This is a genomic window from Vibrio sp. ED004 (assembly GCF_023206395.1).
In the GTDB taxonomy this organism is placed as follows: Bacteria; Pseudomonadota; Gammaproteobacteria; order Enterobacterales; family Vibrionaceae; genus Vibrio.
In genome coordinates this window covers 2,997,784-3,010,796 of record NZ_CP066149.1, presented here as the reverse complement: position 1 = coordinate 3,010,796, position 13,013 = coordinate 2,997,784, and the positions used below count along the sequence as shown (strand labels likewise).

The 13,013-nt window shown below is 45.1% G+C and carries 11 protein-coding genes; 4 read left to right on the top strand and 7 right to left on the bottom strand.

Annotated elements, in window-relative coordinates; translation table 11 throughout:
- Window positions 1-42 precede the first annotated feature (42 nt).
- The 3 genes from ITG10_RS13570 to hinT all read right to left on the bottom strand — a co-directional run bounded on the left by ITG10_RS13570 (window position 43) and on the right by hinT (window position 2,422).
- Window positions 43-426 (bottom strand): YcfL family protein, encoded by a 384-nt coding sequence (locus tag ITG10_RS13570; protein ID WP_017632173.1) that lies wholly within the window; start codon window positions 424-426, stop codon window positions 43-45.
- Window positions 426-1,817, bottom strand: coding sequence for a hypothetical protein (locus ITG10_RS13565; protein ID WP_017632174.1), 1,392 nt, complete (start codon window positions 1,815-1,817; stop codon window positions 426-428). The genes ITG10_RS13570 and ITG10_RS13565 overlap by 1 nt, the downstream gene beginning before the upstream one ends.
- 254 nt (window positions 1,818-2,071) lie before the next feature.
- The gene (gene hinT, locus ITG10_RS13560; RefSeq protein ID WP_004736268.1) at window positions 2,072-2,422 is read right to left on the bottom strand and encodes a purine nucleoside phosphoramidase; all 351 of its coding nucleotides are present in this window, start codon (window positions 2,420-2,422) and stop codon (window positions 2,072-2,074) included.
- A 276-nt stretch (window positions 2,423-2,698) separates the two neighbouring features.
- On the opposite strand from hinT, the gene ITG10_RS13555 reads away from it, so the two are divergent.
- Both ITG10_RS13555 and ITG10_RS13550 read left to right on the top strand, forming a co-directional pair.
- The gene (locus ITG10_RS13555; protein WP_123310059.1) at window positions 2,699-4,690 is read left to right on the top strand and encodes a methyl-accepting chemotaxis protein; all 1,992 of its coding nucleotides are present in this window, start codon (window positions 2,699-2,701) and stop codon (window positions 4,688-4,690) included.
- Between the two features lie 197 nt (window positions 4,691-4,887).
- Window positions 4,888-6,054, top strand: coding sequence for a DUF1887 family protein (locus ITG10_RS13550; protein WP_017632175.1), 1,167 nt, complete (start codon window positions 4,888-4,890; stop codon window positions 6,052-6,054).
- Between the two features lie 212 nt (window positions 6,055-6,266).
- On the opposite strand, the gene udp is transcribed toward ITG10_RS13550, so the two are convergent.
- The 4 genes from udp to ITG10_RS13530 form a co-directional block, all read right to left on the bottom strand.
- The gene (gene udp / locus ITG10_RS13545; RefSeq protein WP_017632176.1) at window positions 6,267-7,025 is read right to left on the bottom strand and encodes a uridine phosphorylase; all 759 of its coding nucleotides are present in this window, start codon (window positions 7,023-7,025) and stop codon (window positions 6,267-6,269) included.
- A 281-nt stretch (window positions 7,026-7,306) separates the two neighbouring features.
- Entirely contained in the window at window positions 7,307-9,661 is a 2,355-nt protein-coding gene (locus ITG10_RS13540; RefSeq protein WP_248386445.1) for a zinc/cadmium/mercury/lead-transporting ATPase, read from the bottom strand.
- Between the two features lie 165 nt (window positions 9,662-9,826).
- Window positions 9,827-11,290, bottom strand: a complete 1,464-nt coding sequence (locus tag ITG10_RS13535; RefSeq protein ID WP_248386444.1) for an MATE family efflux transporter — start codon at window positions 11,288-11,290, stop codon at window positions 9,827-9,829.
- Window positions 11,291-11,441: 151 nt separating this feature from the next.
- On the bottom strand, window positions 11,442-11,858 hold the full coding sequence (locus ITG10_RS13530) for a CBS domain-containing protein (protein WP_017632179.1): 417 nt from the start codon (window positions 11,856-11,858) through the stop codon (window positions 11,442-11,444).
- 304 nt (window positions 11,859-12,162) lie between these two features.
- Between ITG10_RS13530 and ITG10_RS13525 the strand changes: the two genes are divergently transcribed.
- Together ITG10_RS13525 and ITG10_RS13520 are read left to right on the top strand one after the other, a co-directional pair.
- Complete coding sequence (locus ITG10_RS13525; protein ID WP_017632180.1) at window positions 12,163-12,396, top strand: hypothetical protein; 234 nt, start codon at window positions 12,163-12,165, stop codon at window positions 12,394-12,396.
- Between the two features lie 180 nt (window positions 12,397-12,576).
- The gene (locus ITG10_RS13520) at window positions 12,577-12,873 is read left to right on the top strand and encodes a hypothetical protein (protein ID WP_017632181.1); all 297 of its coding nucleotides are present in this window, start codon (window positions 12,577-12,579) and stop codon (window positions 12,871-12,873) included.
- The last annotated feature ends 140 nt before the right edge of the window (window positions 12,874-13,013 follow it).

Below are 13,013 nucleotides of genomic sequence, written 5' to 3'. Positions count from 1 at the left end.
GTTAACTAAAGCCAGTTATCACTAAATATATTCTAATCGAGCTTACTGCTCTCGGAACTGAACTCGGAACTGAGTTGCCTTCGGGTTTACCGACACTTCCGACAACGAAAGACTTTCAAAGCCACGAACAATCGCTTGTTTCCAAGGGCCTTGTTTTAGGTTGACCTCAAGCCCAGCATCGTCGTACCAGTAAAAACGATAAAGGATATGTTGATCGCCTTTATAGTTACTGTTTAAACGAACGATTCCTCGCGTATGACCGTCGACTAGATCGGTGCGGATATCTTCAACCTGTAAACGGCTACCCAATACCTTGTCACCAAAGAAAACGTTCTGAGTCAGACTATCAACCCTTACTCCAGCTGTATTATCAGCACAACCAGCCAGAGCCATAACCGCTGCTAAGCTCACTAACCACTTTTTCATTACAGCCTCCCTAGCTGTTTATGCCACATTGTTGCGTTATTCCCTTGTCGAGAAATCCAAACCAAGGTGGTCTGCCCTTCTCGAATATCAAAGTCATACGTTTTAGCGCCCGCTTCTAACGTATATTGACCGCTATTTGCTACAAACGTGCTGCTCTTAATCTCAGCAGGTAAAGATTGCCAACTGCGCGTGTCTGGTTGCTCTGTCAGTGTGTTCCACACATTGAACAAAATGTTACCGACATCATCGCCCTTGGTTGCTTCTTTACGAATGCGATCTTTCGCGACTACACGCAGCGCTTGGCGAATAACAATTGTCGTCATGCGCTCAGATAAATCGTTCTGAGCCATCGCGTTTACATCCGTAATCAAGTGTTCTTGTAACGGTTGTCCGCTGATTCGTAACGCAGAAAAACGCTCTACGTTTTGGCTCGGGTAATATGGCAGCGCAAGAGAATATATTGCCCCTTGATCGCGACTGTCATAAACAGGTAAATCCAATCGCCAACTGTCCATTGCTTGCACAGCGCTTTGCTCTTGAAGAACAATCACACGTCCTTGGCCGCCAGCAAGCTTAGACGATTGCTTATAACGCTTTTCAAGTGTCTCTAAATCTTGTCTCATTCCTAAACGAGCGGCTGTCGCCATCGTTCTGTCGATGATCTCTTGGTTCTCCGGCATAACCGCCAAAGCACGTCGATAATCTACATAAGCGCTGTTTAAATCGTTTGAAGCTTCATAAAGCAATCCAGACAAAAACATCAAATACGCATTTTGAACCGATTGCAGCTTCTTACCCGCGTCTGGGTAATTGGCAAGGATGCTACCAACATTGGCAGACAAGCCTTGCTTCTTCGCATCGTTAGCTGCTCTTTCTAGCTCAGCTTCACGTTGCTTCTTTGCTTGTTCTTGAACTTGGTTGGCGCGACGCATTTCAATCACCGCACCTTCTAAATCGTTTTTCTTGAGATAATTCAAACCGAGGTAGAGATGAAGAAAGCCTAACTCGTAATCAGGCGGCACATACTCGGTAATGTTGTCGTTAACAGCCAACGCACCTACGCTGGTTGCACTGTCTGAAATAGAGATCACGGCTTTGTTTTGTTGATCTTTTACGGCCTGATCAGCCAGTTCAAACGAAGACTTACTCTCAGGGTACCTTTGATCCAGTAGGTTAATTCTGCCTCTTTCAAAGTTATCAAGGATGTCGCCTGCTGCGTAATCTGGTAACTCTTGTTGAGCCTCTGAATAATCCCCAGATTTCACTGCTTGATAGATAGCTTTGTTTTGCGCGCTGTAATGACTGAACAAACTGCCTGCAGACATACTCGCACAACCCGCAGTCAACGCCGATAACAGGGCAATGGAAGCGAATCTAAACTGTTGCTTCACTTATCGTCTCCGTGCATGTTTAAAATGCCAACTTTGTTAGGGTCTGTTGACCGTTGTCTCATTATCAAAACGAAACGTGTTGTTAAAAGGATCTCAAGCAAGTGGATACCTTGCTTTTTAGGCTCTACCTAATCGATGCCGATATTCAGACAACAGATAAAACTTAAAGTTGGCATACAAACTACAAATTTTCCAACTAGCTAATTATGTTACTTAACTCGTTAGCTTTTTTAGCTAACTCATTAATTAACCCACTAGCTCATTAGCAGAGGGCCAAGCGGACGACCGCCCACTAAGTGCATGTGAATGTGGTAAACCTCTTGGCCACCGTGAGAATTACAGTTCACGATAAGACGGTAACCATCTTCTGCGATGCCTTCTTCTTTTGCTAACTTACGAGCGACAGTAAACATACGTCCCATCATCGCTTCATCTTCTACTTCAACATCATTGGTCGTTGGAATCAGCTTGTTCGGGATAATTAGGATATGACTAGGAGCGCGAGGGTTAATATCGCGAAACGCCGTTACTAAGTCGTCTTGGTATAGCAGATCTGCAGGAATTTCTTTATTGATGATCTTACTAAAGATGGTTTCTTCAGCCATGTTTTTCTCCGATAAAACATTTACTTTTTAATGTTTTGAGTATGCGCTATGCCGCAACAAACCACAATAAATCCGCTTTAAAGCATAATAAAAAACACCGTTCAAATCAAAGAAAACCAGTGTTAGCTCTCAAGAATGGCATGTTGATTATAACTGAGGGTTATTTTTGCCGTATGCGTCATAAAATGCGTAAGCGGAGCTCAATAGAATGCTGACAATTTTGTTAGTTTTACTTTGACCTGACATTAGGTCTGCATTTTTATTAGGGAGAAAGCCATGAAGGGATCTGTGATCAAGCGTATGTACGCTGGTTTCGCACTGATCATCATCATGTTCGCAGTCACGATAACCATCATGATGAACAGCATGAATCAGATACACAGCAATTTTGAGAGTGTCTCAGAAACCTCATTACCGCTTGTTGCGCTTTCAAATCAAACAAGTGTTCAATTGCTCTCTGCTGACAAGTCATTCAAAGACTTCTTAACCACACAAAACGCTGAACGCATGTCTGCAATGCGCACAGAGTTTGCTGCATCACAAAACTCTTTTTCTGAAGTTCTAAGCAATCTAGAAGCGGCAAGCCAGAACGACTCAACACTCATCGAACGCATCGCACAATTACGAGCGATGGAAGAACGCTACTTTACAGAAGCAGACGAAGCGATGAACAACTACGTCGCGATGTTTGAAGCACAAGAACAAGTACAAAAAGCATCACGTGACTTTCAACGCCTGCATTCAGAATTAACGGTTGGCATGAAAGAGTACGTTGCTGACCAAAAAAGTATCTCTGTAAAAGTGATGGCGAAGAGCTACTTCATCAAACTGCAAGACGCTGAGGTAATCACTTCAGATGCACTAGCAAGCTCTGATGTCGCCTTCGTACAGAAAGCCGTTAACCAAAACAAGAAAGCCGTGACTCACCTAAACTATGCCTACCGTGGCTTAGCGACACAGCTTCCTGCACTTAAAAACGTGTTCGATGAATCGGTTCAGAAATTCACTAAAGACGTCGGCCAAAAAGGCGGCGTGTTAGACAAACACAACAACTACCTACAAGCGAAACAGGCGCTGTACGTCAACATCGCAAACCTAGCGGTTGAAGTAGACCAAGCGATGGCGGTATTAGATTCATTCAACGTGACTGCCGAAGAGCAACTTAATGCTTCACTGGCAGACGCAAGCAGCATTTACGACAAAGGCCTATTCAACGCAATTGCGATTGGTATTGTTGTAACGGTATTCGCTGCTGCAATCGGCTACCATATTGCACACAGCGTAAGAGAGCCACTAACTCGCATTCTAGGGACATTAGAAGGCCTAACTGAAGGTGACATGACTCAGCGTATCGACATTCGTTACGACAACGAATTCAGTCGCGTGAGCCGTCACATTAACACCTTGGCCGACAACCTACACAATATCCTCGTGAAGTTGAATGACGCTTCAGATGACTTAACTAAGACGGCAAGCGTCAACCAGAAGACGTCTTCTGAAACGCAGGCTCAACTGAACAGTCAACGCGAACAAACCGCGACCGTTGCGACAGCAATGACAGAGATGTCTCATTCTGTACAAGAAGTGGCGAACAGCGCGCAAAGCTCATTAACCATGGTTCAACAAGTAGAATCAGCGTCTGAATCTGGTCGTCAGATCATGAACACCAACATCAGCACCATCAACCAACTAGAGGTTCGCTTGAACGAATCTGTAGGCGCAGTGGGTGAACTGCAGCAGATGAGTAGCCAGATCGGCTCAATCCTAGATGTGATTCGTGGCATTGCAGAGCAAACCAACCTACTCGCACTCAACGCAGCCATCGAAGCAGCGCGTGCTGGTGAACAAGGTCGTGGCTTTGCGGTCGTTGCCGATGAAGTTCGAGTGCTTGCACAAAAGACGACACAATCAACGTCTGAAATCGAGACTATGATCAGCAACCTACAATCAAGCTCGAAAACGGCGAGCAACGTGATTGAAAGCTGTATGAGCGATATGGACATGTCGGTTCAACAAGCATCAAGTGCGAACAGTGCGATGGAAGAAATCCAAGCATTGATTCTAGAGATCAGCCACATGAGTACACATATCTCTCAAGCTGCCGCTGAGCAGAGTGAAACGTCTGGCGATATTGCACGTAACATTGAAGACATCAACCACATCGCAGATAAGAGTTACCAAGCGATGTCATCAATTGCAGAAGCCAGCCAAAACCTAACGATTCTGGCAAATCAGCAAGGTGATTTAGTACATCAATTCAAACTATAGATAAATGAAGAATCGATAGATATTTAGTGAGATTCTTGAGACTTCTTACCCAATAGTGGTAACTAATTGAGCTAGGGCAACTTTTATCAAGGGTTGCCCTTGTTTTTTATGAGCTTTGTCATTATATGATTATTAAGGCTTGCTGCTTCCCGTTTTTTCTTTCACCTTTATGAGCGAGCCGCTATTAAGGAATTTATATGGCTGTTCATGTTGGCATTATCGATCAAGACCCCATTCGCTTGCTCACCCCTCTACTTGATAACCGAACGGTCAGCACTCACATCGTGTTTATCGGCGACAAAAATCAAGTCAGTATGTACAAACGTTTAGACAGCGTTTTGCAGAAGCGCGACATTACCAGTGAGTTTTTCGAAATTCCGACCATCGTAAACACGTCCGTTATTAAAGAATCTATCCAAACTCTTGCCGAAGACCTCAAAGCACGCGGCCAAGAAGTGAAGCTCAACGCGAGTTGTGGCCTACGTCACCGCCTACTTTCTGTTTACGAAGTATTCCGTACTTACCACTGGCCAATCTTCGTGGTTGAACCAAACAGTGACAAACTTTGCTGGTTGTACCCTAATGGCAAAGAAGACGCACAAGTTCAAGACCGCATTACTATCGACGACTACCTAACAGTATTTGGTGCTCGTGGTGAATTCAGCGATGTACAGCTGTCTCCGCAACTTGATCAGAAACTTTATGAACTGGGTGAACGTTGGGCAAGTAACGCACTCGAATTAGGCCCTGGCCTTGCGACCTTGAACTACCTAGCAACGACCTGTCGTAAAGAACAGAAACTTGATGTTGGACTATCTGAGAAGCAACAAGGCTACCGTGAACTGAACATGCTGTTGAGTGATTTAGTTGAAGCTAAGATTGCGACGTACGACAACGGTATTTTGACCTTTGCCAACGAAGACGCGCGACGCTTCTCAAACGGTGAATGGTTAGAAACTCTGGTTCATAGCACAGTGAAACAAATCCAAGATGACATGCCGACTATCCAAGACCGTTCGTTGAATGTTCAGGTATACCGTCAACTTGGTGAGCGTGAGGTTCGAAACGAGCTTGACGTAGCATCAGTGGTGAACAATAAGCTACATATCATCGAATGTAAGACCAAAGGTATGCGTGACGATGGTGATGACACCTTATACAAACTGGAATCGCTGAGAGACCTGCTGGGTGGCCTACAAGCTCGTGCAATGCTAGTAAGCTTCCGCCCTCTTCGTCATAACGATATCACGCGAGCAGAAGATCTTGGTCTTGCACTGATTGGCCCTGACGAACTGAAAGATCTTAAAACACACCTAACGGCATGGTTTACGGCTGCTGGCGGTAATGAAGATTTAGAGTACTAACAACCAATAGACTCTAAGAGTCAGACTCTCTTAAGCAAATCTAAAAAAGGCGAATGACCATTAAGTCACTCGCCTTTTTTGTTGTCTGTTTTCTCTATTGATTACTTTCAGACGGCACATAAAAAATGGCCGCATCATACGATGCGGCCATTTTCAAAATTTAATGTCACTTGAAGACTTAATGCTCTCTAAAACTCAGAGCACTTTAAGACTTAAAGCATTTTACGAGCGGCTTCTACAACCACTTTGATTGAACGTGCTTCAGTTACTTTTAGTGTATCGTGATCAGGCGTCTCTTTTTGAGTACGGTTGATGATTACACCCGCAACACAACCTGCTTTCAGACCAGAACTTGCACACATAGTTAACAGCGTTGCAGATTCCATCTCAAAGTTTAGAACGCCCATGTCTTGCCACTCTTGCATAGAACCTTGGAAACGCTTAACAACGCGACCAGAGAACGTATCGTAACGCTCTTGACCAGGGTAGAAAGTGTCACTTGAAGCTGTTACACCCATGTGAACTGCAGCGCCAGACTCTTCAACTGCTGCTTTCATTGCTGTTGCCACTTCGAAGTCAGCTACTGCAGGGAACTCCATTGGAGCAAAGTGCAGGCTAGCGCCGTCTAGACGAACAGAACCAGTTGAAACAATCATGTCACCCACGTTTACGTGAGGTTGGATAGCACCAGTAGTACCAACACGAAGGAAAGTGCGCACACCCAGTTGAGCTAGCTCTTCTACAGCGATAGAAGTAGATGGACCACCGATACCTGTTGAACATACAACAACTGGCTTGCCGTCTAGTTCTGCGCGGTAAAGTGTGTATTCACGATGGCTAGCAAGAAATACTGGATTCTCCATCTCTTCTGCAATTTTTTGTACACGAGCAGGATCACCAGGGATGATCGCAAGAGTAGCACCGTTAAGATCTGCTTCAGTAACACCTAAATGGAAAACAGCTTGAGACATAGTTCGCTCCTTTTGGCTTATTGGGCTTTTTACCCTTATTTAAGCTCATAGTAAATTCGTGGGGTACGAACACACTCTAACCAAGCTCACCACAAAATGAAGTGACAGCCGTCACATGAATGATCGCAACAAGTTTTCAAGTTTCACGAAAAACCGATTGGCATCACAAAAATAAGCAATCCATACGCCTGTGTTGCATACTAATGAGACAAAAAGCGCCTTTAACGTATTACCGCAAAAGGCGCTTTTTATTAAGAATGCTCTATGTCGGTGAGCTCGATTTAATCCGCTTTAGATTTGAATCGAAGCAGACGCAATGCGTTCAATGTGACCAATGCAGTTGCACCACTATCGGCTAACACTGCAACCCACAGACCGGTAATACCGAACAAGCTCGTCACCAAGAACACACCTTTCAAACCGAGCGCGAGAGCCACGTTTTGACGAATATTATTCATGGTTGCTTGCGATAGCTCAATCATCGCTGGCAGTTCCGTTAAGCGGTTATGAGTCAGGGCTGAATCCGCCGTTTCCAAGGCAACATCAGTCCCTCCGCCCATCGCGATACCCACGTTGGCGGTTTTCATCGCTGGCGCATCATTGATGCCATCACCGACCATCGCAACGTGCGATTGTTGAGAAAGCTCTTCAACATAAGATACTTTGTCGCTTGGAAGTAGGCTCGCCTTGTACTGCATACCTATCTTGCTACTTATAGCAGCCGCACTGCGTGGGTTGTCACCCGTCAGTATGATAGATTGAATACCCAAGTCGTTAAGTCGCTCAATCGCAACCTTAGCGTCACTGCGTAACGTATCTTGCCACGCAATCAAACCAATCGGTGTAACTTGATCTACTGACTCTTCTTGATGCTTAAACTCTAAAGCAATAACAACCGTCTTGCCCTCGCCTTCTAGATCTTCTACCTGAGACATAACCTCAGTATCAAGATCGAAAGTCACTTTAGAAGGTGCTAGAACTTGGTATTTAATACCATCGACATCACCTTCCACACCGCTACCAATCAGCGCTTTCTTGTTGTGCGATTCTGGGATCTCAATATTCAGCTCTGTTACTTTCGCCACTAGCGATTGCGCCAATGGATGAGTAGAGCCGACTTCGATAGCACCAACCACACGAAGCATCGCGTCTTGTTGCCACCCTGACAGTACCTGAATATCGGTTACCTGAGGTTTACCCTCAGTCAGTGTACCCGTCTTATCAAACGCAATGGTTTGAATCTTACCAAGCTGCTCTAGTGCTGCGCCGCCTTTAATTAGCGCGCCACGTTTTGCTGCTGCCGCTAAGCCGGAAGTAATAGCTGCTGGAGTCGAGATAACCAAGGCACACGGACAAGCAATCAACAATAACGCTAGACCACGGTATACCCATGTTTCCCAAGGTTGAGCAAACAACAGTGGCGGCGTGATAATCACCAACAAGGCAACCAACATCATTAACGGCGTGTACCAACGGCTGAACTTATCAAGGAAACGTTCCAGCGGTGCTTTACGAGATTCCGCCTCTTCAATCAGGTGAAGAATACGGTCAATCGCATTTTCACCTTGCTTAGAGGTGATAGTAATACGCACAACTTTATCGACTACCACAGCGCCCGCCATGATGCTGTTACCTTCGATGTGTTCAACCGGAACAGATTCACCAGTTAACGCACTTTCATCAAAGCTCGCTGCGTCAGTCATCAGTTGACCATCAGCAGGCAAGCGAGAACCCGCTGCCACTTCAATGACATCACCAGGGACAAGTTCGCTTACCGCCACCTCAACACGTTCACCGTTGATAATCTTGGTCGCATTCTCTGGCACTAATGCCATTAAAGCTTGAACGCCACTTCTTGCTCTTGATGACGCAAACGCTTCTAGGCGCTCACCAATCAAGAACAACAGCAACACCATCGCCGCTTCCGCTGTTTCACCAAGGTACAAAGCACCGAGCGCAGCGACACTCATTAGGGTTTCGATGGCAAAAGGCGTACCCGAGCGAGCCAATTGCACGGCTTTCTTAGCTACTGGGTATAAACCGAGTAAACAGGTGACAGTGAATAAGCCTTCACTTAATTGAGGAGAAGTACTTTTCAGAAGCGCAGCAAACAGCATTGCAGCTGCAATCGCTATGATCTGTAAATTGGGTTGAATATGAGCTTGCCAAAAGGTCTCTGGTTGTTGTTTTTCTTTCTTAGAACCCACTTCCGTTAATGGGAAGCCAGTTTTGATAGAGACTTGTTCAATGGTGTCAGCAAGACTTTCATTATCGAATTTCACAACCAGTTTTTCGGTAGCAAAGAGAACCTTCGCTTGAATCACACCGTCAATGTTACTGATCGCGTTTTCTATTTTTCTTGCACAAGCTGGGCAGTCCATTCCGGCAACCAACCAACTTTTTGAAAATTGGGCATCGAGAGATAAAGTTGAGGGCTGACTGTCTTCTTCTCCACTGTCCGATCCACAACAATCATCTCCAGACGACGATGACGCCGCTGCAGAAGAGCTGCAACATCCTGACGAAACGCCAGCTGCAGTGATGCTTGAAATTTTAGGGCTAGAGCAACCGGCTCCCACCGCTTGAGGTTGAACGTCCACTTTTGCTGAGCGGCACGCTGCGTGTTTTGCGCACATAATGTATCTCCTTAATACTCAAAAGCCTTGAGGCCGTTGTCGTTTAAGCACAACAACGGAACCTTAAGTTCATCGAAAGTATAAACCTTGGAGGTAGCTCCAAGGTCAAGGAGAAGTTATCGTTTAATGCAATTTATTTAAAAGTCTCAACCAAGTAGGTCGCTCTTACTGAGGCTTAAGCTCGGCACACTCTTCTCTATTTGCGGATACATCATCAATCAGGACGGCATCGTGTGAACAGAAAGGCTGTGTATTCAAACTCACAATAGACACATCATCTTCAACAGGGTCGACCTGAGATCCTTCCATCAACTCTGAGATATGGTAACGAAGCACCAAGATACCCAACAAGCCAAACAAAATATTACCCAGCGCTTGTCCGTACAACACCCCTAACGCGCCATACCATTGTGAACCTAAGTAAACGAATGGCAGAGTACCTAGTGTCGCCTTACCTAAGTTCAACGCCGTTGAATAAAGAGGCTTACCTAGGTTATTGAATGAAGTGTTCGCGACAAACAGTGCGCCGTTAAAGGTAAAGGTCAGTGCTACATAAGTACAAAACGCAGCAACAATAATGGCCGCATCACCTTGCAGGCTGAAGCCTTGAATTACATAACCTTGCATGAAGTACAAAAGAATACACACAGCGATGGTGTACACCGTGGTTACTAACAGCGAGTTATTCAGCGTCTCTTTGACTCTGTCCATTCGCTCGGCACCAAAGTTCTGACCAATGATTGGCCCGACTGCGCCAGACAAGGCAAAGATCACAGCAAAGCACACTGGCGTTAAACGGCCAATCACAGCAAAGCCTGCCACGAAGTCTTCACCGTATTGCGCAATACCGGTCGTCACAATCGCATTACCGATCGGTGTTGCGGTATTAGTGATAATTGCGGGAATAGCTATGGCTAGAATTGGACGAATATTGATGCGCCACTGCACCAGTGAAGGCGGAGCTACCAGCTCATGGCTGCGAATCAAAGGATAAAGCGAGAAGAAGAGAACCGAAAAGCGTGCAACGACAGAAGCGATGGCCGCCCCTTCGATGTTCCAACCAAAACCAAAGATGAATAGAGGGTCCAAGATTGCATTCACAATGCCGCCAGACAAGGTCGCCCACATCGAACGCTTTGCATCTCCTGCAGCCCTTAAACCGGCACCCGCCGCCATTGCCAAGGCTAGGAATGGTCCACTAGGCAACAAAATCTGGAGATAAGCTTGTGCACGTTCTGCCGCCAAACCTTTAGCACCAATCGCCGCGAGTAATTCAGGGATGTAAGCGTACATAATCGCAGTGACCGTCGAACTGATCACAAACGCGGTTAACATGATACTGGTGCTGAGATTTCTTGCGTGGTCTCTGTCTTTAGAGCCTATCGCCTTTGAAACCAACGCGCCCATTGCAATAGAGGTACCGATAGAAACGGAGGTAGAGAAGAAAGTGAGAGTACCAGCAAAACCGACTGCGGCGGCCAATTCGACTTGTCCCAACATACTGATAAACAGCATATCGAGTAAATCGACCACAAACAGTGCCATCAAGCCAACAGAGCCAGCCCCCGACATCACCAAGATGTGGCGCATCGTTGAACCTTCTACAAACTTTGCAGTTTGGTTTGACATGAAACCTCCAAAAGCTGGAACACCACAAGTCAAAGCTTCGTCATTTGAGCTCTATGACAACAGATCTACAAAAACTCTACGAAGAAAAAGGCGCTAGTGCGCCTTTTGTCATTTATGGGTGTTGAGAAAAATAATCGTTCTTAACACGTCACTATACAGGATGTTTGAAGCATTCATCTAAGTTCTTGCCAATTGCTCTTAAAACATCTGTTCGGGTGATAATTCCGACCAACTTTCTGTTGTCGATCACAGGGTAAGCTTTCGGTTTACCCACTTGCATCATGTCCGCCAATTCAATAATGGATAGATCTGGCGATACCGATAGCACCTCTTGGTACATGCAATCGCCAACAATGTGTGTGTCTTGACAGAAGTAACTGACCTTAACCAGTTTTTCTAATAAATCTTGCTCTGAAAGGAAACCAATTACTTGTTCATTATCATCAATAACTGGGCCGCCCATGTGATGACTGCGCATCACTTTGTCTAGCGCCAGACTTAATGGCATGTCAGGAGTGAATGTCACAACCTGCTGCGTCATGTAATCTTTCACTTTAATTGAATGCATTGCGTTCTCCCTAAATACTTTCCGTGATGTCTTTATCTATCTCGTTAACTTAATTGTTGTCTAAAATCTTGATTTTACTAAATGGATTTCAACAATTTTATTGATAGGCAAAACCTAACAAGCCTTAAAAACGAGACAGCAAAAGGCTCGGGAGAGTTTTTGTGGCACAGAAAAAAGAAAAAAAAGAGCCCTTACAAAGCCTTACTTTCTCTTGCTTAGCCTTACTTAGCCGAACTAGCCTGAATAGATAAACCCTGTAATCTTCACCACACTAATAATTAGAAAGTCCCGATTTAGGTAGTTTATGCAACACGACAACAACATGTACGCGTACGTTTATTCAGGTAACGATGGTACAGAAAACACACTCATCGCCACTGTCGATAACCAAGAGCAGCCACTTATCTCAAGCTGTGTTCACGAGATAAAACGCATGTCGAGCTTGGCGATCGATTTGGCGGCGCAACACAACCTGAAAGTGAAGCTCATCAAATATCAAAGAGAACAAGAGATCGACTTCGGTCTCTTCGTAAAGTAGTCCGTCAAAAGCACAAATTTGGTGGAATGATCATAGGCAGCGACTGCAACGGCGTTACGGACGCTGCCTCAATAGCAATAACAATGGCTGCCTAATTCGATCTGACAACCTTAACTGTGAAGCGTTATAATAAAGACAACGGTGCCTTTGCCGCTTTCCATTGTCCTAACACGGTCCACTATGCCCTCTCCAACCTCAAATCAAACTTATGTCTCTAAGTATCGCTCAAAGCTAAAGGCCTACTTCAACGAGTTATTGGATTTCCAATCGCGTATTTGGGTTGTGCATATTTTTGAAGATTCCATCACTGACCAATCATTTGTGATAAACGAAGATAGTTTTAAAGAGCCGTTAGAGTGGATGAAAAAACGTGATTACCAAGCCAAGATGCTTGATCGTGTTGATAAGATGAAAATCTCACAAGTGATTGAGATTCAATTTGAAGATAAGATGCACCGACTGATGCGAGTTAAATAACCTCTAGTATCGGTTCATTGTCGGCAATGCCTATATCAGAAAGGTGCTCACGACCAATCATACGCAAATGAACCAGAAACATATGAAGCAGCCACAAAAATGTATGGTCCGCCCCGTGATTGCAACTACAATTAAGTAAT